This is a genomic window from Georgenia sp. Z1344 (assembly GCF_057652375.1).
Genome location: NZ_CM172728.1, coordinates 1,944,308 through 1,963,768, shown reverse-complemented (window position 1 = coordinate 1,963,768; position 19,461 = coordinate 1,944,308). Strand labels below are relative to the sequence as shown.

Below are 19,461 nucleotides of genomic sequence, written 5' to 3'. Positions count from 1 at the left end.
TTCGGACAGGGCGGTGGGCGGGCGCCGGTCGGGCGGGCGGGTGGCCCGCCACCGCGCGGGCCGCCACCGGTCAGCGGGCCCGGGGCACGCTCAGTGCGTGTTGTCGTAGATGTGCACGAGCGCGTCGAGGAGCCGCTGCCACGCCTTCTCGACCTCGCTCGGGTCGCTCAGGTGCGTCGTGTGGTGCACCGTGACCGCGGTGCCGAAGCCGTCCGGCTCGAGAGAGATGGTCACCTGGTCGAACTCCGGGTCGGCCGGCGGCGCCTCACCCTCGGGCAGCCACGTGACGACCTGGCGCGCGGGCGGGTCGCTCTCGAGCAGCCATCCGCTGACGGCGATGCCCCAGGAGCGGGACGCGATGCGGTACCGACCGTCCACCCGTTCGGGCAGGTCGAAGGTGACGTCGCCGGCATCCGCCCACCACCACGGGCGCATCCCGACGTCGACCGTGAACGCGCGCCACACCTCGGGTCGCGGTGCGTCGACGGTGACAGTGACCTCGATGTCGTGCGACATGCCGACCTCGCTTCCGTGCGGGGAGGAATGGCCACCACCGTAGCGCCCGGGCGGTCGGCTCGCCCGTGTTCCGTGAGGAGCGCCGGCGGTCCGGGACGAGCGCCCGAGCTCCGGACGAGATCGACCCGGTCCCGGACGAACCGGGGTCAGGACTCCTCGTCGCCTCGGGCGCCGGGGAGCGCCTCGACCTGGGCCCGCAGCGCCCGCAGCTCGGCCAGGACGTCGGCGAGCTGCGCCCGCTCCTCGTCGTCGGCGTCGTCGGGCTGCTCGTCGTCGTGATCCTCGTCCCGCACCCCGTGCCCGATCGACTGCATCGTGTCGACGATGACGGCGATGAAGAGGTTGAGCATCGTGAACGCCGAGAGGAGGATGAAGACGACGAAGAAGACCCACGCCCAGGGCTGGGTCTCCATGATCGGCCGCACGATCACCCCCGCCCAGCTGTCGAGCGTCATGATCTGGAAGAGCGTGAGCAGCGAGTCGCTGAGCTCGCCGAAGTACTCGGGCTGGATCCCACCGAACAGCGAGGTCGCCATCACCGCCGAGACGTAGAAGATGATCCCGAGCAGCAACGCGATCGCCCCGATGCCGGGCAGCGAGTGCATGAGCGCCTCGACGATGAACCGCAGCCTGGGCAGCGCGGAGACGAGCCGCAGGACGCGCAGCACCCGCAGCGAGCGGAGCACCGAGAGCGGGCCGGCCGACGGCACGAGCGCGATCCCGACGACGAGGAGGTCGAAGACGTTCCAGCCGTCCTTGAAGAACCGCGGGCCGAGGGCGACGAGCTTGGCCCCGATCTCGACGACGAAGACCGCGAGGCAGAACGTGTCGACCGCGCGGACGACGCCGCCCGCCGCGTCCATCACGATCGAGGAGGTCTCGAGCCCGAGCGTGACCGCGTTGACGATGATGAGCGTGATGACGACGCGCTGCACCGGTCCCGACGTCACCCAGGCGCCGAGACGCTCCCGCCACCCGGATCCACCCTCGGTCGCGCCGCCTGCCGTCGTCCTACCGGGAAGAACCCTGCCCGACGCCGGAGCCTCGCCCGAGGGGTCGGCGTCACCCGCGCGGGAGGACAGCTCGGGGACGTCCGTCGTCGTCATGTCGGGGCTCCACGGGGATGGGGGCGCCGGGGCGCCCGGGGGGTGGCGCCGCACGACCACCGCCGCACGGTCAGCAGCATCGTGCCAGCGCGCCCGCGCGCGATGCTGTGGTGCACCGGGGAGATCGGACGTGACACGCCCCACTCGATGAAAAGGAATGCAACAACGGGAGGTGTCGTTGTCCGGGGCGAACGACGCACACCGTCACCGCAGATCAGGAGAGAACGCATGAGGATCGGCATCATCATCGGTTCCGTCCGCGAGGGTCGCTCGGGCCAGTCCGTCGCCGAGTGGGTCGACGCCGTGGCGCGGAAGCGCGACGACGCCACCTTCGAGCTCGTCGACCTCAAGGACTTCAACCTGCCGATCCTCACCGACCCGGTCGTGCCCGGCGCGGCCAACCGTGAGTACGGCACCGCTGAGGCCCGCACCTGGGGCGCCGCCATCGACTCCTACGACGGCTTCATCTTCGTCACGCCCGAGTACAACCACGGCGTGCCCGGCGCGTTCAAGAACGCGTTCGACACCATCGGCCCGGAGTGGGCGCACAAGGCCGTCGGTCTCGTCTCCTACGGCGCCGAGGGCGGCGTGCGCGCCGTCGAGCAGTGGCGCCAGGTCCTCGCCAACCTCCACGTGGTCGCCGTCCGCGGCCAGGTCTCGCTCGGCCTGTTCACCGAGTTCGGCGAGAACGGCGTGCAGCCGAACGAGCGCCGCGAGGACGAGCTGGGCGCGCTCATCGGCTCGGTCGTCGAGATGAGCGCGGCGCTGGCCCCGCTGCGCGGCGCGACCGTCGGCGCCTGACGCTCCCGCACCACCGCCGAACGGCCCGTCGCCGTCTCCCTGCGAGGGGGGCGGCGCCGGGCCGTTCGCGTGCGTCCGGGGCAGCGGTGCGCCGCTCGACCACCGGTGGCCGCACGACATCCACCGTGCGGACACCGCCGGTCCACCGTCCGCGGATATCCATGCCGGTGTGAGCACCCTCGTCTTCGGCCGGTCGGGGACCGCGCCCCGCGGCGGAACGACCCATCCGCACCCGGGCGCCGTCGTCGCGCTCGTGGCGCTCGTCGTCGTGCTCGGCGAGGCCGTGGCCGACGTCCTGCCCGACGACCCGGTCGTCTGGCTCCTCACCCCGCTGCGCCTGGTGGTCGGCATCGGCCTGGTCGGCGCGGCCACCGCCGTGCGGCCGGCCCGCTGGCGCACGCCCGCCGACCCGGGGATCGCGCTGCTCGTCGTCGGCGCCACGATCGCGAGCGCGCAAGCCGGCACCTGGTCGGCGTGGCGCTGGCTGCTCACCTACGTGGCCGTCCACTACCTCGTGGTGGCCGTCCGACGCGCGGGCGCCCTGCCGTGGCGGCTCCTGTCCCCGCTCGCGCTGCTGGCCGTCGTCGCCCCCACCGTGGTCGCGCTGTCGCAGCGGGCCAACGACGTCCCCACCGGCTTCTGCCGCGACGACCTCGGCGCCGGGTCGTTCGACTGCGCGGACCCCGGCACGCTGGTCCGGGTGGTCGGCACGCTGCCCAACCCCAACCTGCTCGCCGCGCTGCTCGTGGTCCTGCTCCCGCTCGCCCTGTGCGCCGCCGCGCGGCCGCCCGGCGCGGGCCCGGTGAGCCGAGAGACCGTGCGCGCCGCGGGGCGGATCGTGCCCGACCGCGGATGGGCCACCCTCGTCGTCGCGGTCGTCGCCGGGGGCTACCTCGCCGTGTGGCAGACGATGTCCCGCGGCGGTCTCGCGGCCGCCGCGGCGTCGCTCCTCGTGCTCGCGCTGCTGGGCTGGCGGCCCACGCGCCGCCCGCGGGCGCTGCTGGTCGTCGCCGCCGCGGGCGCAGCCGCCGCCGGTGCGCTCGCCGTGGCCGGTCTCGGGCTCGGCGTGCGGGCCGACGTGTGGCGCGCCGCCGCCTCGCTCGCCGCGGGCGACCCGATGGGGGTGGGCCTCGGGCGGGGCGGCGCGCTCGTCACCGCCGAGGTGGCCACGGGCGAGCAGCTCGCCCACGCGCACAGCACCGCGCTGCACTGGCTGCTCGAGGGCGGCGTGCTCGCGCTGCTCGGCCTGCTGGCCCTCTGCGCGGCGGTGATCCTCGTGCTCGTGCGGGCCGACCGCCGCGGGTCGCTCTCGGCCGCTCCCCTCGGTGCCGCCGTCGCCGCGCTGGCGATCGTGTCCAGCGTGGACCACCCCACCGCGTCGGCGCGGGTCGCGCTCGCCGCCGCCGCGCTCCTTGCGTGCGCGCTCACCGCGGACGTCGACACCGAGCTCGACGCCGCCGCACCGCCCGCCCACGTGGCCCGTGGCCAGGCGTCCCGGGGCGCCTACCGGCCACGCCGCCTCCGCCGGCCGGGCGCGTCAGCGACGGGCGGTTCGGGTACGGGCGGCCCGGGTACGGGCGGCCCGGGTACGGGCGGTCAGCCGGCGACGTCGCCCCGCGCCCGCGCCATCTCCCGGTAGTAGTCGGCGAGCTCGAGCCGTGCGGCGGCCTCCTCGTCCACGACGACCGTCACCGCCGGGTGCAGCTGCAGCACCGATCCGGGCCAACGCGCGCCGACGGGCCCCTCGACCACGGCCGCCACCGCCGCCGCCTTGGCCGCGCCGGTGGCCACGAGGACGACGTTCCGGGCGTCGAGGATCGTGCCCAGGCCCTGGGTGACCGCGCGCCGGGGCACCTCGTCGACCGAGTCGAAGAACCGCGCGTTGGCCTGCCGCGTCTCGTCCGTGAGGATCTCGACCCGGGTCCGTGACGCGAGCGAGGTCGCCGGCTCGTTGAAGCCGATGTGCGCGTTGACGCCGACGCCGACGATCTGGACGTCGACGCCACCGGCCTCCACGATCGCGCGTTCGTAGTCCCTGCACTCGGCGTCGAGGTCGGAGGCGTTGCCGTCCGGGACCCGGACGCGGGCAGGGTCCATGCCGAGCGGCTCGGTGACCGTGCGGCGCACGACCTCGCGGTAGGACTCCGGGTGCGCGTCCGGCAGCCCGACGTACTCGTCGAGGGCGAACGCCCGGGCGCGGGCCAGGTCGAGCTGCCCGGACCGCACGCGCGCGGCCAGCCCCTGGTACAGACCCAGCGGGCTCGAACCGGTCGCCACCCCGAGGACGGGCTCCGGGAAGGAGGCGGCGACGAGGCGCGCCGTCACCGCGGCCGCGTGCTCGCCGACCTCGGCGGGTGTGGGGACGATGACGACATCCACTGCGGGGGCCTCCCGGTCCGGGCGTACCCGGTCACCCCGGGTTCGGGCCGGGTTCCCGCCGCGGGCGGCTCCCGCGGGAGGGCCAGTCTTCCCGACGACGACGCCCGGACGGCGGATCTCACGCCGTGCGTCTCGCGCGCACCCCGGATCCCCCGCACGACGCCGGCACCGCGCGCACCCGCTCCGCCGCCCACGCACCGCGCATCCGCCGCCACCCGCACACCCGCTCCCTGCCTCGTGGAACAACGCGGGCAGGACACGTGTTGCCCGATATAGATCACTTCGCATCGAAGCGGGCCGTCGCCCGCGCCAGGAGCAGCACGTGACTCACGACAGCACGACCACCCCGGGCGCCTCGGGCGCTCCGTCCGCCGCCGGTGGGCCCACCGCGCGTCCGACCATCGGCATCGTCGGCGCCGGTCGCGTCGGCACCGCCCTCGCCCGCGCACTGGTGGCCGTCGGCCACGAGGTCCGCGTCGCCACGCACCGACCGGCCGTGGAGAACTCTCTCCTCGTCGAGGTCAGCGCGCCGGGAGCGAGCGCCGTCGACATCCCCGACGCCGCGGCGTGCGACCTCGTCGTCCTCGCTCTGCCGCTCCACCGGGCCGCCACGCTCGACCCGGCGACGTTCGCCGGCCGAACCGTCGTCGACGTGATGAACTACTGGCCGCCCGTCGACGGCACGATCGCCCGGCTCGAGGAGGACCCCCGCTCCTCCAGCGAGGTCCTCGCGGAGCACCTGCCCGGCGCCACCGTCGTGCGCGCCCTCAACCACATCGGCTACCACGAGCTCGAGGAGGACGCCCGCCCCGCGGGCGACCCGGAGCGTCGGGCGCTCGCCGTCGCCTCCGACGACCCGGCCGCGACCGCCCGCGTCGCCGCCCTCGTCGAGGCGCTCGGGTTCGACGCCGTCGACGCCGGTCCGCTCGCCGCCGCCGCCCACCTCCAGCAGGGCACGGAGATCTTCGACGGGAGGCGCCACGACGCCGCGGAGATCCGCGCGATCCTCGCCGAGGCCGGGTACGCCGTGGCGAGCTGACCGCCGACCGACCCACCCGACGCGCGGCGCCGGCACCACGCGTCGCCGCGCCACCACCCCTCAGCACCCCAACGGACGAAGGACCTCCCGTGCCCGCACCCACGATCCAGCTCGGCGCCTACAGCTTCGGCGACGCCCTGCGGAACGACGACCTGTCCCCGCACCCCTCGCACGAGGCGATGACCAAGCTGCTGGGAACGATCCAGCACGCCGACCGCGCGGGCCTGGAGTTCTTCGCCGTCGGGGAGCACCACACGGCGGAGACGCCGGCGTCGTCACCCGGGACGATCCTCGCCGCCGCGGCGGCGACCACGAAGGACATCGTCCTGTCGTCCGGCGCGAGCATCATCGGGACCGACGACCCGGTGCGGGTGTTCCAGCAGTTCGCCACCGCGGACGCCTTCGCGGGCGGCGGCCGGGTGGAGATCATCGCGGGGCGCGGCTCGTCGGTCGAGACGTTCCCGCTGTTCGGCCACGACCTGCAGGACTACGACGAGCTGTTCGCGGACCGCCTCTCCCTCCTGCTCGCGCTCAACGAGGCGGACGGCACCCGGGTGACCTGGTCCGGACGGACGCGCCCGGCGATCGACGACCTCGAGGTCGTGCCGCGGCCCGTGCACGGCTCGCTGCCGATCTGGGTGGCCACGGGCGGCAACCCGTCCTCCGCCCTGCGCACGGGGCAGATGGGTCTCCCGCTGTCGTTCGGGATCATCGGCGGCACCTTCGCGCGGTTCGCCCGGCAGGTCGAGCTCTACCGCCGCGCGGCCGCCCAGGCCGGGCACGCCCCGGAGCGGGCGCGCGTCTCCGTGGGATCGTTCGGCCTCGTCGCGCCGACGACGACGGAGGCCCTCGAGCGGTACTACCCCGGCTGGTACGCGATCAACCTCGACATGGGCCGGCTGCGCGGGTGGGCCGAGCCCGACCAGCGGGCCTACCTCGCGCAGGCGCAGGGCGAGGGGGCGTACGTCGTCGGCGACCCGGACTCCGTCGCCGAGCGTATCGTCGACGCCTGGCGCCACCTCGGCCACGAGCGGCACTTCCTGCAGATGGACCTCGGCGGCGTGCCGACCGAGCACGTCCACGAGTCGATCACGCTCATGGCCACCGAGGTGAGGCCGCGCGTCGAGCGGCTGCTCGCGAAGTAGCGCTGACCGGGAGCCGCAAGCGGCCCGCCGGTCCGCGACCGACGGACCCGGGAGCGCTGACCGGGGACCTCTGACCGGGCAGCGCTCCCCCGCCCACGCCCGGCGGCGACCGCCGTGGCCAGGCACGATGCAGCCATGGCCACCCCGCTGCCCGCGCGCCCCCAGGACTCGGCGCCCCCGCCACCGGCACTGCCTCCGCCCCGAGGTGGCACCAGAGGATCCCCGCCCCCACCTGGGTGACCGCGATCTTCGCCGTCCTGCCGTTCGTGCTCAACTTCCACATCGAGAACATGCGCACGGTCAACGGACAGGTCGTCGAGTACTTCCGTCTCGACGTCTTCCAGGTCGTCGCCGCGGGCTTCCTGCTCGGGGCGTTCATCGCCCTCCTCCTGCGGTTCCGCAGCAGCGAGGACCCCGCCCGTCGCCCACCGATGTGGGCGGTCGCCGTGGGCGTGCTCGGCGTCGTGCTCGGGATCTGGTTCGCCCTCACCGCACACACCGGTCTGGACGACGTCACGGCGGTCCTCGCGGGCAGGTGAGCCTTTCCTGCGTGTCAGGTCAGACATCTCTCCAGGGGCGGAATCATGCGGTTCCGGTGGCCGCCTCAGCCCGGCCCCGACTAGCATGGAACCTGTTCGTCCCGCACCGCCGGACGCCGCACGACGCGCCCCGAGCGGGACTCAGAGACAAGCGGCGTCACCCGCCGCGGAAGGGTTGATCATGGCTGACTCCACGAACTCCGGCTACACCGTCCCGGGCCTCTCCCTGACCGAGGGGCGCTCCGTCGCGGACGAGCTGCAGCACCGCCTCCACGCCCTCAACGACCTCCACCTCACGCTCAAGCACGCGCACTGGAACGTGGTGGGCCCGAACTTCATCGCGGTGCACGAGATGCTCGACCCGCAGATCGAGCTCGTGCGCGGCTACGCGGACGAGGTCGCCGAGCGCATCGCCACCCTCGGCGCCGAGCCGATCGGCACCCCCGGCGCGCTCGTCAAGGACCGCACGTGGGAGGACTACGCCGTGGGCCGCGCGAGCACGCAGGAGCACCTCGCCGCGATCGACCACGTCTACACCGGCGTCATCGAGGACCACCGCAAGGCCATCACGGCCACCGGCGAGGTCGACCCGATGACCGAGGACCTCCTCATCGGCCAGACCGCCGAGCTCGAGAAGTTCCAGTGGTTCGTCCGCGCGCACCTCGACAACGGCGCGGGCCAGGTCACCGAGGCCTGACCTCACGAGGCACGTTCGACGGGGCCCGGGCAGCGCTGCTGCCCGGGCCCCGTCGTCGTCGGCCCACGATCACCTGCGGAGCGGGGTCGTCGCGCGACGCCGGCCCACGTCGACCCGCAGCTCGTCGTCGTCCGGCGTCGTCGCTCGTCGCCGTTCGCCGTCGTGCGTGGTCCTACCGCCCGGTCTCCTCATAGGTGTCGATGCCGCCGGGATGACCCGCCATGAACGCGTCGACCTCGTCCTTCGTGGCCTCGAGCCTCGGGTCGTGGCGGAGGTAGTGCCGCGTCTCGCGGGCCACGAGGCCGGACAGGATGACGAGCCCGATGAGGTTGGGCAGGGCCATGAGCCCGTTGGCGGCGTCGGAGAAGTTCCAGACCGCGGCGAGGGGGACGGTGCAGCCCACGTAGACCACGAGCGAGAACACGATCCGGTAGGGCATGACGAGCCGGCGGCCGAAGAGCCGCTCCATGCAGCGCTCGCCGTAGTAGGCCCAGCCGAGCACGGTGGAGAACGCGAACATCGCCAGCGCGATCGTCACGATGTAGTGGCCCCAGTCGCCCGGCAGCCCGTGGCTGAACGCGGCGCCGGTCATCGTGTCGGCGCCGTCCTCGCCCACGTCCCACACGCCGGTGGTGACGATGACCAGACCCGTGCAGGTGACGACGATCATCGTGTCGATGAACGTCTGCGTCATCGAGACGAGCCCCTGGCGCACGGGGTGCGTCGTCCGCGCGGCGGCCGCGGCGATCGCGGCGGACCCCATGCCGGACTCGTTGGAGAAGATGCCGCGGGCCACGCCGAACTGGACGGCGAGCATGATCGTGGACCCGACGAAGCCGCCGGTCGCCGCGGTGCCGGTGAAGGCGTCGGTGAACACCAGGCCGAGCGCAGCCGGCAGGTCGCCCGCGTTGACCGCGAGGATGAACACCGCACCAAGCACGTAGAAGACGATCATCACCGGGACGAACGCGGCAGTCACGCGGCCGATCGACCTGATCCCGCCGACGAGGACGATCAGCGCGAAGACCGTGAGCACGATGCCGGTGATCCACCGGTCCACGCCGAACGAGCCCTCGATGTTGCCGGCGATCGAGTTGCCCTGCGTCATGTTGCCGATGCCGAACGCGGCGATCGCGGCCGCGATCGTGAAGAACAGGCCGAGGAACTTCCCCAGCGACCCGCGGATCCCGCGCTCGAGGTAGTACTGCGGGCCGCCGGACTTCTCGCCGGCGGCGTCGGTCGTGCGGAAGCGGACGCCGAGGAACGCCTCGGTGTACTTCGAGGCCATGCCGAACAGGCCGGTGACCCACATCCAGAACAGGGCGCCGGGCCCGCCGATGCCGATCGCGGTGGCGACGCCCACGATGTTGCCGGTCCCGACCGTGGCGGCGAGGGCCGTGGTCAGGGCCTGGAACTGGGAGAGGTCACCGTCCTCGGCCCCCTCGTCCTTGCGGCGACCGATGCCGAGCCGGAGCGCCGCGCCGAGGGTCCGGAACTGGATGCCCCGCAGGCGGATCGTGAGCAGGACGCCCGTGAGCCCCAGGAGGGGGATGAGGACCCACGGCCCCCAGATGAATGCGCTGATCTCGCCGAGGACGGTCTCGATCCGTTCCATGCCGTGCTCCCCCACCACGAGCAGCACCCTCGCGGCGCCGCGGTGGGCAGATCCTGCCACGCGCGGCGCCGGAGGTCAGTAGGTCGCGGCCCCCGACGTCAGCAGGTCGCGGCCCCGTCGTCAGTAGGTCTCGGCGGTCACGGCCCCGAAGCTCGTGTGCAGACGCACCGGGACCGGGTCGCCGTCCCCGTTCTTCTCGAGCCGGTCGCTGGCCTCGCCCAGGTCGGACGTGTGCGAGACGGAGTAGTTCGCGGGCGGCAGGGCCACGGTGACGTCCCCGAAGGAGGACTCGACGTCGACCGCCGCGGGCACCTCGGGCGACCGGAGCTCGACGTCGCCGAAGTCGGAGTAGATCTCGATCGTCCCGGTGACGGCGAGGTCGGTCGCGGTGGCGTCGCCGTAGTCCAGCTCGAGGTCGAGGTTCTCCGCCGACCCCGAGACCCGGACGCTCCCGAACGAGGCGGACACCCCGAGGTCGCCGAGCGCCACGTCCTCCGCCTCGAGCTGCCCGAAGTCGTTCGCGACGTCGATGTCGGTGCCCTCGGGCACGGCCAGCGTGACGCGCGCCGTGGGGGTGACCGCGCTGCCCATCCAGCTGACGTCGAACGACGGGCCGACGTCGAGCCAGATCTCGCGGGCGTCGTCGACCTCGAGCCGCGCGGTGTCGCCGTCCTCGGTCAGCTCGACCCGCGTGGTGGCCCGGCCGCCGGTCACCGACCACTCGATCTCGTCGCCGTCGGTGCGCACGATGGTGACGTCGGCGCGGTCGGCGTCGATCGCGAAGCTGGTCGCCGCGGTCGTGCCGCTCTCGTCGATCGGCTGCCCGTCGTCGCGGCCCTGGACGTAGCCGAAGGCCGGTCCGACGGCGGACGCGCCGACGAGGAGCGCCGAGATGCCGACGAGGATCGTGCGGCCGGGTCGGCCGGCGCGGGTGGGCTCGCCGGGGCGACCGGGTCGGCCGGGGTCGTCGGTGCGGGTGGTGGGGAGCTCGCGGGTGGTGTCGTCGGTGCTCATCAGGACTCCAGGTAGCGCAGGACCGCCAGGACACGGCGGTTCTCGTCTCGGGTGTTGGGGATGTCGAGCTTGAGGAGGATCGCGGAGACGTGCTTCTCCACGGATCCGGGCGAGACCTTGAGGGCGGCCGCGATCGCGCCGTTCGACCGGCCCTCGGCCATGAGCGCGAGCACCTGCTTCTCGCGCGGGGTGAGGTCGGACAACGGCTGGCTCCTTCGGGTCCGGACGAGGATCTGGGAGACGACCTCCGGGTCGAGGACGGTGCCCCCGGCGGCGATGCGGTCGACGTCCTCGAGGAAGTCGCCGACGTCGGCCACGCGGTCCTTGAGCAGGTAGCCGAGCCCTTGCGGGTGCTGGGCCACGAGGTCCGCCGCGTAGGCGTGCTCGACGTACTGGCTGAGCAGGAGGACCGCGATGCTCGGGTCGCGGCGGCGCAGCTCGACCGCGGCCCGCACGCCCTCGTCCGTGAACGTCGGCGGCATGCGCACGTCGAGGAGCGCGAGGTCGACCCCGGGGCGGACCGCCTCGAGCAGGTCGGTGGTGTCCGGCAGCGAGGCGACGACCTCGTGGCCGGCGGAGGAGAGCAGCCGCTCGAGCCCGGCGCGCAGGAGGACGGAGTCCTCGCAGATCACGATCCGCACGGGAGCTCACCCATGATCGTCGTCGGGCCGCCGTGGGGGCTGGTCACGGTGAGCGAGCCGCCGACCGCGGCGAGCCGGTCGCGGATGCCGCGCAGCCCGGTGTGGGTCTCGTCGGCCTCGAGGGTGGCGCCGCCACCGCCGTCGTCGGAGACGACGACCTGGAGGTGCTCGCCCTCGGGACCGATCGGCCGGACCGTCACGCGTGCGGAGGACGCGTAGGCGTGCTTGGTGACGTTGTTGAGAGCCTCGGCGACGACGAAGTACACGGTGGCCTCCGCCTCGGGACCGGGCCGCCCGTCGAGCTCGACGGCCAGGTCGACCGGCACCGTCGAGCGGGCGGCGAGCGCCGAGAGCGCGGCGTCGAGCCCGCGGTCGGTGAGGACGGCCGGGTGGATGCCCCGCACCGTCTGGCGCAGCGAGGTGATGGCCTCCTTCGACGAGGAGTGCGCCTCGTCGAGCAGCGCCTGCGCCTCGGCCGGGTTCGTGGCGAACGCGCGGCGCGCCATGTCGAGGGTCATCGCCACGTTGACGAGCTGCGGCTGGACGCCGTCGTGCAGGTCGCGCTCGATGCGCTGGCGCTGGTCCTCGGCGGCCGAGACCGCGCCGTGGCGCGCCCCCTCGAGCCGGTCGATGCGCTCGCTGTACTGGGCGCGGGTGACGGCGCCGAGCAGCTCCGCGTCCATCGCGCGGGACATGTGGGCGAACAGCAGGCAGGCGAGGACGGCGAGCACGACGACGAGGAGTGTCACCAGCGCGAGCGCCCAGGTCTCGAGCACCCACGGGCCGAACGGGACGCCCGTGTAGCCGCGGGCGAGGGCGGCCACGAGGATGCCGACGCGCTGGGCGGCCCAGACGACGAACGCGAGGACGACGAGACCGAGGATCGCGCCGGCCACCATGCGGCCGAGGCCGCGCCACAGCTCGCCGTCCTTGAGGTGGTCCCACTGGCGGGCGAGGTAGCCGCCGAACCCGGGGGCGCGGGCGTGGGGCGGCGGCCGGCGCCAGCCCATCGCGGTCGGGACGCCGTAGAGCGACCGGGCCTTCCAGCGGTGCAGCTCGACGCTCCACCGCAGGAGGTAGAGGGTGCCGAGCAGCAGCGCGAGGCCGACGAGGAGGACGGCGAGCCCGACGCCGGTGGCACCGAGGGTGACGACGAGGATCGTGAGCGAGAGGCTGACGACGCCGGAGAAGACGAGGTCGGCGAACCCGGAGACCGTGAGGTCCGCGGTGCGGGCGAGGACGCCGCGGCGTCGCTCGGCGGCCGGCGTGCGGTCGGCGGGGCCCACGGCGGCGGCCGGGACCGCGGCCGGGACGGCGCCACCTGCGGCGGGAGAGGTCGTGTTCATGACGGTCACGCTATTGCGCCGCGGGCGCCGCCCGGCAGGGTGCTGCCGGAGGTGGTTCCTGGGGGATATCCCCCACGGGGTGGACCCCCGCCGTCGTCGGTGGGAGACCAGCCCGTCCCGGGTGCGACCCGGCCCCGTACGCGGGGCGCGGAGGTCAGCCGAACGGCGGACGACGGCGTCGGACCGGTTTGCGAGGATGGGGCCATGGCCAGGCGCTCACTTGCTCGCGGCGCGCTGCGCCGCACCCGCCCGATCCTTCGCGCGCTCGACAACGCCGGGTCGTCCGGGGCGCAGATCGCGACCTGGGTGGCCCTGGGCCCCTCCCTCCTGCCGCGGCAGTGGTGGATGACGGCGGTCAACGTCGGGCTCTCGCAGGCCTACGGCTACCTCGTGGGCGAGGGCGTGGTCGGGGTGGCGCGCGGCGCCGGCCGGCTCGCGCGGGTCAGCTCGGACCTGTCGCCGCGTGCGGAGCGCCGGGTCAAGGCCGCGTGGCAGGGGGCGCTCGGCGTGGGCACGGGAGCGGCGTTCCTGCTCTCGCTGCGCCGGCAGCGGGAGATCGCCGAGCTCGCGGACACCGCGCCGGTCTCCGCGGTGGGGCAGGCCGCGGGGCTCGCGGCCGGCACGGCGGGGTTCGGCGCCGTCCTCCTCGCCGCCCGCGCCACGACCGCCGGCGCCCACGCCATCTCGCCGGCCGTGCGCCGGGTCGCGCCGAAGGTCCTCGTCCCCGCGCTGTCCACCGGGATCGCGGCGGCCGGCGTCCTCTACGCCTCCGACCGCTTCCTCGTCCGCCGGGTGCTGCGCCGGCTCGCCGTCCAGGCCAAGGACCAGAACGCACGCCGGGCGCCCGGCCGGTCGGAGCCGCTGGAGCCGGAGCGCTCCGGATCGGCGGCGTCGGCGGAGTCCTTCGACACGCTCGGCCGGCACGGGCAGGTGTTCGTCAGCGACGGGCCGCGACGCGCGGACATCGAGCGGGTGACGGGGCGGCCCGCGCGCGAGCCGATCCGCGCGTACGCCGGGTTCCTCGAGGACCGGGAGATCGAGGAGACGGCCGCGGCTGCGTGCCGCGAGCTGATCCGGGCCGGCGGGCTCGAGCGGTCGGCGGTGTTCGTGCTGACCGGGACCGGGTCCGGCTGGGTCCAGGAGTGGAACGGCTCGTCGATCGAGTACCTCACGGGCGGGGACTGCGCGATCGTCTCGATGCAGTACTCCTACCTGCCGAGCGGGCTCGCGTTCGTCTACGACCGGCAGACCGCCCGGCGCGCCGGGGTCGCGCTCTTCGAGGCCGTCGAGCGTGCGGTGCGTGCGCTCCCGGAGGACAGGCAGCCCAAGCTGTTCGTCGGCGGGGAGTCCCTCGGCACGGACGGGGGGCTCGCCGCGTTCTCGTCGGCCGCCGACATGCTCGCCCGCACGGACGGCGGGGTCTGGATCGGCACGCCCCGGTTCACGCGCATGTGGCGCGAGCTCGTCGCGTCGTCCCGCCGCGGGTCCCCGGAGGTGCTGCCGATCGTCGACCACGGGCGGCACGTCCGGTTCGTGTCACGGCCCAGCGAGCTGACGCACGGGGCGTTCGGCGAGCCGTACGTCGAGTGGGAGTCGCCGAGGTTCGTGTTCCACCAGCACAGCAACGACCCCGTGGTCATGTGGTCGCCGGACCTGCTGTGGCGCGCCCCCCGGTGGATCCGGGAGAAGGCCGGCCGCCAGGTCTCGACGGCCGTCAACTGGTACCCGTGGGTGACGTTCTGGCAGATCGCCGTCGACATGCCCCGGTCCGTCACCCTGCACGGCGGCACCGCGCACAGCTACCACTCCGAGCTGCTGCCCAGCTGGGCCGCCGTCCTCGGCGGCGAGCTCGACGTCGACCACAGCGACCTGCAGGCGGTCGTCCGCGCCGGCCTCGTCCCGGGCCGGTAGCCCCGCTCCCGTCGAGATTGCGGTTGGTGCGCATCGAGATTGCGGTTGGTGCCCGTCGAGATTGCGGTTGGGAGCGCCGTTTCGGTCGAGAGTGCGGTCCAGAGCGCCACGCCGGTCGAGAGTGCGGCTCAGCCTCGTGCCCGGCACGAGCGCGACGTCGCCCAGCTTCTGTCGAGAGTGCGGCTGGGTCCCTCAGCCGCACTCTCGACACGGGCGGACCGACCTGCCCCTCACTGCTGGGGGGAATGCGACGCGCCAGGGGCACCGAACGCGTCACTTTCCCCCCATCCGTGGGCCGAGTAGGCCCGGTCAGAAGTACTGCGTGCCGAGGTCCACGCTCAGGTGCTCCGACGTCATCCCTCCGGAGGCGTCGGACGCGAGGAAGGCCACGACGTCGGAGATCTTCTCCGGCTCGAGCCACCCCGGCTCCATGAAGGACTGCCCCATCTGATTGACCTTCGGGTTCTCCTTGGTCGACTCCGCGATCGCGTCGAGCATGCCGCCGCCGCCCATCGGCGTGGCGACGCCTCCCGGATGGACGGAGTTCACGCGGATGCCGTGCAGCCCGAGCTCGATCGCGAACCCGCGGGTCAGGCCCACGAGGGCGTGCTTCGAGGACGTGTAGTGGATCATCATCGGCTGCACCTTCTTGCCGGCGTAGCTCGAGGTGACGATCACCGATCCGCCGTTGCCGGCGTCGATCATGTGCTGCGCCGTCGCGGTGATCGTGTTCCAGACGCCGGTGAGGTTGATGTCGATGGTGGCCTGCCACGACTCGTCGGTGATGTCCTGCCACTTGGCCGGCTCGCAGATGCCGGCGTTCGCCACGACGACGTCGATGCTTCCCAGCTCCGCGACCGCGCGATCGGCGGCCGCCCGGAGCGCAGCCTTGTCCCGGACGTCGCCCTGCACGGTGAGGATGCGCCGGTCGAGCTCCTCGACGAGGCGCCGCGTCTCGGCGAGGTCCTCGGTCGTCGCCGCGGGGTAGGGCAGGAACTCCCCGGCCGATCCCGCGATGTCGTAGGCGACGATGTCGGCACCCATCGACGCCAGCTTGACGGCGTGCGTGCGGCCCTGACCGCGGGCGGCTCCGGTGATAAGGGCAACCTTGCCCTGCAGCTCGTTGGACAACTCTGACTCCTTGCTCTCGTGTGTCGATCCGGTGGTCGTGGTGGCCAGGTCCCGGCCGGCCCGTCTGGCACCGGCGAGCCTGGCGTCCGACCAGTGGGGGGCAAGTGACTCGTCGGGGGCTCCGTACGCGTCACCTGCCCCCCACCGGTGGGTCGGGCCCGGGAGTCCCGCAGCCCGGTCAGACGGTCGGGCGCTCCCCGCGGCTCTTCGAGTCGATCGCGGACTGCGGCCGCAGCTCCGGCGCGCCCCACACGTTGCCCTCGTCGCCGCCCGCGGTGATCGCGAAGTTCGGCGGGATGACGAGGTCGTCGATCGAGATGTCGGCCAGGGCTTTGTCGCCGTTGCCCATCATCGCGGCCTTGAGCCCGTCCCGCATGATGTCGAGGACGTTCTCGACGCCGGCCTGCCCGTTGGCGCTCATGCCCCACAGGTAGGCGCGGCCGATGAGGACGGCCTTCGCGCCGAGGGCGAGCGCCTTGTAGACGTCGGAGCCACGGCGGACACCGCCGTCCATGAGGACGTCGATCTCGTTCCCCACGGCCTGGGCGATCGCCGGGAGGAGCCGGATGGTCGCGGGTGTCGTGTCGAGGTTGTTGCCGCCGTGGTTCGACACGGAGATGGCGCTCGCGCCGGCGTCGCGGGCGGCGCGCGCGTCGTCGACCCGGGTGATGCCCTTGACCATGAACGGCCCGTCCCACTGCTCGCGGAGCCAGGCGATGTCGTCCCAGCTCGGGATCTCGGTCTGGCGCCAGACACCCATCGCCTCGAAGAAGCCAGGGGCCCGCTCGCCCTTGAGCACCGCGTTGGGCACGGACAGCTCCGGCGGGCGCAGGGTCTTCGCCCAGTCGAGCGCGTAGTCGAACTTGCCGCCGAGGACGATCTCGGGGATGTACCCGAGGATGGTCTTGATGTTCATCTGCTCGGGGATCTCGGGGCTGCCCCAGTCGCGGCCGTAGCCGGACGTCCAGTCGAGCGTGACGATGAGGCCCGCGGCGCCGGCGTCCTTCGCGCGCTGCGCGAGCGCGGCCATCTGGTCGCGCCCTCCTGACCAGTACAGCTGGAAGAACGTGCGCCCCGGGTTGGCGTCCATCACGTCCTCCATCGGCTTCGACGAGTATGCCCCCAGGCCCATCGCCGCAGCACGGTTGGCCGCGGCGCGCGCGACGGCCAGCTCTCCGTCCGGGTGGACGGCCTGGACCCCGGTCGGCGAGATCATCACGGGAAGGTCGACGGGCGCCCCCATGATCGTCGTCGACGTGTCCGGGTTCATCGCGTTGTTCGTGATCCTCGGGGCGAAGCCGAGCTCGGAGAACGAGTCGATGTTGCTGCGTACGGTCGTACCGCGCTCCGAGCCCGCAACGAGTGCCATGTAGACGGACTTCGGGAGGCGCCTGCGCGCCCGGCGCTGCGCCTCGATGACGCTTTCGAACCACGGGTTGGCCATGGGCTTGCTGTCCTTACTTCTCGAGGCGCGATGCTCGCGCCGGTGTGCCCGACGGCGTGGCGCCGCGGGCCTGGTCTGGGTGGTGCCGGTCGGTCACGGGTCGTCCTGGGTCGCTCTCACGACGCGAGGATCCGGGACAGCGCGGCCGGCAGGTCCCGGTGGGACCGCACGGTCTCCAGTGTCCCCCGTCCGAGCCCGGCGAGGTCCCTGCCGAGGTCGACGTCCTTCTCCCCGGTCGTGTCGAGCAGGACGTCGAGGCGCGGGAGGGTCGAGGCGACACTGCGCGGGTCCGGCCCGGCGTTGTGGACGCAGTCGGAGAGCAGCAGGACCCGTCCCTCCGCGCCCGGGACGGTCGCGAGCTCGTCGCGTGCGAGCCGCAGGGGCAGCTCGACGTTGGTGAGCCCGCGCGCGGGGATCCGCACGAGTAGCTCAAGGATCTCCGACGACGAGACCCCTCTGCCCATCGGCGCGAGGATCGCGGCGTCGGACCAGAAGGCCACGACGGAGAGGTCGTCACGCCCGAGCTCGCCGACGAGCGCGCCGACCGCTGCGGCCGCGGCCCGCACGCGTTCCCCGCGCATCGAGCCGGAGACGTCCACGACGAGCACGACGGCGCGGCGCTGCCGGATCCGTTCGCGGACCACGACGTCCCGGGCGTCGGGGACGGGGTTGGCGACGAGGTTGTCGACGGTGGCCTCGAGGTCGATCTCGTCGGCCCCGCCCACGAACGGCAGCGACTCGAGGTCGCCGAGTCCGCGGCGGGCGTTCTCGCGTCGTGGCGGCTGGGGGATGGCGAGGGCCGCGGCGATCTCTCGGGCGCGGCGCAGCGCCTCGGCGTCGGCGTCCTCCTCGAGGTCCTCCAGCGCGACGACGACGCCGTCCTCGCCGGTCTCGCCGGGCGCGGCGGAACCGCGCACCTTGGCGCCCGGCCCGGTGCCCTCGCCGCGGGCGACGAGGACCTGTCCGCCGCCCTCACCCGTGGCCGGCTCGAAGACGGTGGGGTCCTCGTCGAGGACCTTCGGCCGACGACGACGCCCCGCGGACTTCTCGCTCCGGCGACGGATCGGTGAGTCGGCCGCGATCTCTCTTCAACCACCGGCGGCCGCCGCGGGGTGCAGGAGGTAGTGGTCCTCCCAGATCTCCTGGACGACGCGCTCCGGTGTGGTCGCGCTCGCGGCGTCGACGTGGAGGCGGCCGGACAGGGCGACCATCGCGGCGTCCCGCATCGACTCGGCGTACCGACGGCGCGGGGTGTCCTCGTCGGTCAGGCGCCCCTCGCCGGGAGTCTCGATCCCCCGCATCGCGAGGAGCTGGGCGCCGACGAGGGCGAGGTCGATCGCCCCGCGCACCGAGCTGCCCTGGCGGGTGTCCTCGTGGTCGCGGGTGGCGCGCGTGAGTGCCACGGAGTCGGCCACGAGCGCTGCGGCGAGATCCGCGGGGAGCTGGTCGTCGTCGTCGGGGGTGGTGATCGTGCCGATCGAGTCCGAGGGGCCGAGGCCGGTGCGCAGGGCGACGATGGCCCGTTCGTCGTCGGCCCCCTGGTAGTCGACGACGAGCCGGTTGAACCGGTCGTGGACCGAGGAGGACAACCGGGTGGTGCCGACGTTGTCGTAGGGGTTCATCGAGGCGATGATCCGGAAGGTCGGCTGCGCGGTGACCGAGCCGACGCGCGGCACCGTGACCTCGCGCTCCGCCATCGCGGTGAGGAGGGTGTTGAGGGTGTCGTCGGGGGCGCGGTTGAACTCCTCGATGTAGAGGAAGCCGCCCTCGCGCATGGCGCGGACGAGCGGACCGTCGACGAAGTTCTCGTCCTTGTAGCCCTCGCGCAGCACGCGGGACGGGTCGTGCCCGCCGATGAGCTTGCTCGGCGTGAGGTCCGCGTTGCCCTCGACGAGGACGAACGGGATCCCCCACTCCTCCGCGATCGCCCGAAGAAGGGTCGACTTCGACGTGCCCGGCGGGCCCTCGAGCAGGATGTCCCGACCGGCGGCGACCGCGGCGAGCACGAGGTCGAGCTCGTGCTCGCGCCCGACGACGCGTTGCCCGACGTGGTCCCGCATGCGGGTGACGTAGCCGGTGTCTCGGGTCCCGGTGGACTGGGTGGTCATGTCTCGCCTTCGGTGGAAGTTCTGTTCGT

General features: G+C 73.5%; 18 protein-coding genes. 7 read left to right on the top strand and 11 right to left on the bottom strand.

The annotated features are described in order from the left end of the window. Positions 1–90: 90 nt before the first annotated feature. Together AC24FB_RS08860 and AC24FB_RS08855 are read right to left on the bottom strand one after the other, a co-directional pair. Complete coding sequence (locus AC24FB_RS08860) at positions 91–516, bottom strand: SRPBCC family protein (protein ID WP_425715267.1); 426 nt, start codon at positions 514–516, stop codon at positions 91–93. Positions 517–662: 146 nt separating this feature from the next. After that, positions 663–1,622 carry an ion transporter gene (locus tag AC24FB_RS08855; RefSeq protein WP_425715266.1) on the bottom strand — a complete coding sequence of 320 codons (960 nt, stop codon included), beginning with the start codon at positions 1,620–1,622 and terminating at the stop codon, positions 663–665. A 228-nt stretch (positions 1,623–1,850) separates the two neighbouring features. Here AC24FB_RS08855 and AC24FB_RS08850 point away from each other — a divergent pair, with 228 nt between their 5' ends. Further along, positions 1,851–2,423 (top strand): NADPH-dependent FMN reductase, encoded by a 573-nt coding sequence (locus tag AC24FB_RS08850; RefSeq protein WP_425715265.1) that lies wholly within the window; start codon positions 1,851–1,853, stop codon positions 2,421–2,423. 169 nt (positions 2,424–2,592) lie between these two features. Continuing rightward, positions 2,593–4,062 carry a hypothetical protein gene (locus AC24FB_RS08845; protein ID WP_425715264.1) on the top strand — a complete coding sequence of 490 codons (1,470 nt, stop codon included), beginning with the start codon at positions 2,593–2,595 and terminating at the stop codon, positions 4,060–4,062. On the opposite strand, the gene nagB is transcribed toward AC24FB_RS08845, so the two are convergent. Further along, entirely contained in the window at positions 4,020–4,802 is a 783-nt protein-coding gene (gene nagB, locus AC24FB_RS08840; RefSeq protein ID WP_425715263.1) for a glucosamine-6-phosphate deaminase, read from the bottom strand. The two genes, AC24FB_RS08845 and nagB, sit on opposite strands and share 43 nt — an antisense overlap. Before the next feature lie 322 nt (positions 4,803–5,124). On the opposite strand from nagB, the gene AC24FB_RS08835 reads away from it, so the two are divergent. The 4 genes from AC24FB_RS08835 (at position 5,125) to AC24FB_RS08820 (ending at position 8,222) form a co-directional block, all read left to right on the top strand. Continuing rightward, positions 5,125–5,841 (top strand): NADPH-dependent F420 reductase, encoded by a 717-nt coding sequence (locus tag AC24FB_RS08835; protein ID WP_425715262.1) that lies wholly within the window; start codon positions 5,125–5,127, stop codon positions 5,839–5,841. Positions 5,842–5,930: 89 nt separating this feature from the next. Then, on the top strand, positions 5,931–6,986 hold the full coding sequence (locus tag AC24FB_RS08830; protein WP_425715261.1) for an LLM class flavin-dependent oxidoreductase: 1,056 nt from the start codon (positions 5,931–5,933) through the stop codon (positions 6,984–6,986). 236 nt (positions 6,987–7,222) lie between these two features. Further along, positions 7,223–7,525 carry a hypothetical protein gene (locus AC24FB_RS08825; protein ID WP_425715260.1) on the top strand — a complete coding sequence of 101 codons (303 nt, stop codon included), beginning with the start codon at positions 7,223–7,225 and terminating at the stop codon, positions 7,523–7,525. A gap of 181 nt (positions 7,526–7,706) precedes the next feature. Then, entirely contained in the window at positions 7,707–8,222 is a 516-nt protein-coding gene (locus AC24FB_RS08820; RefSeq protein WP_425715259.1) for a Dps family protein, read from the top strand. A gap of 172 nt (positions 8,223–8,394) precedes the next feature. Here AC24FB_RS08820 and AC24FB_RS08815 read toward each other — a convergent pair whose 3' ends face one another. From AC24FB_RS08815 to AC24FB_RS08800, 4 genes are all read right to left on the bottom strand, one after another. Then, positions 8,395–9,837, bottom strand: a complete 1,443-nt coding sequence (locus AC24FB_RS08815; protein WP_425715258.1) for an alanine/glycine:cation symporter family protein — start codon at positions 9,835–9,837, stop codon at positions 8,395–8,397. A 120-nt stretch (positions 9,838–9,957) separates the two neighbouring features. Then, entirely contained in the window at positions 9,958–10,851 is an 894-nt protein-coding gene (locus tag AC24FB_RS08810; protein ID WP_425715257.1) for a DUF4097 family beta strand repeat-containing protein, read from the bottom strand. Then, positions 10,851–11,492 (bottom strand): response regulator transcription factor, encoded by a 642-nt coding sequence (locus AC24FB_RS08805; RefSeq protein WP_425715255.1) that lies wholly within the window; start codon positions 11,490–11,492, stop codon positions 10,851–10,853. The genes AC24FB_RS08810 and AC24FB_RS08805 overlap by 1 nt, the downstream gene beginning before the upstream one ends. Next, on the bottom strand, positions 11,480–12,838 hold the full coding sequence (locus tag AC24FB_RS08800) for a sensor histidine kinase (RefSeq protein WP_425715254.1): 1,359 nt from the start codon (positions 12,836–12,838) through the stop codon (positions 11,480–11,482). The genes AC24FB_RS08805 and AC24FB_RS08800 overlap by 13 nt, the downstream gene beginning before the upstream one ends. 204 nt (positions 12,839–13,042) lie before the next feature. On the opposite strand from AC24FB_RS08800, the gene AC24FB_RS08795 reads away from it, so the two are divergent. Further along, on the top strand, positions 13,043–14,749 hold the full coding sequence (locus tag AC24FB_RS08795) for an alpha/beta-hydrolase family protein (protein WP_425715253.1): 1,707 nt from the start codon (positions 13,043–13,045) through the stop codon (positions 14,747–14,749). Positions 14,750–15,058: 309 nt separating this feature from the next. Here AC24FB_RS08795 and AC24FB_RS08790 read toward each other — a convergent pair whose 3' ends face one another. From AC24FB_RS08790 to AC24FB_RS08775, 4 genes are all read right to left on the bottom strand, one after another. Beyond that, complete coding sequence (locus AC24FB_RS08790) at positions 15,059–15,880, bottom strand: mycofactocin-coupled SDR family oxidoreductase (protein WP_425715252.1); 822 nt, start codon at positions 15,878–15,880, stop codon at positions 15,059–15,061. Between the two features lie 178 nt (positions 15,881–16,058). Then, positions 16,059–17,324, bottom strand: coding sequence for a pre-mycofactocin synthase MftD (mftD, locus tag AC24FB_RS08785; RefSeq protein WP_425715251.1), 1,266 nt, complete (start codon positions 17,322–17,324; stop codon positions 16,059–16,061). Positions 17,325–17,440: 116 nt separating this feature from the next. Next, the gene (locus AC24FB_RS08780; RefSeq protein WP_487561452.1) at positions 17,441–18,388 is read right to left on the bottom strand and encodes a vWA domain-containing protein; all 948 of its coding nucleotides are present in this window, start codon (positions 18,386–18,388) and stop codon (positions 17,441–17,443) included. Between the two features lie 24 nt (positions 18,389–18,412). Then, entirely contained in the window at positions 18,413–19,432 is a 1,020-nt protein-coding gene (locus AC24FB_RS08775; protein WP_425715249.1) for an AAA family ATPase, read from the bottom strand. Positions 19,433–19,461 lie beyond the last annotated feature (29 nt).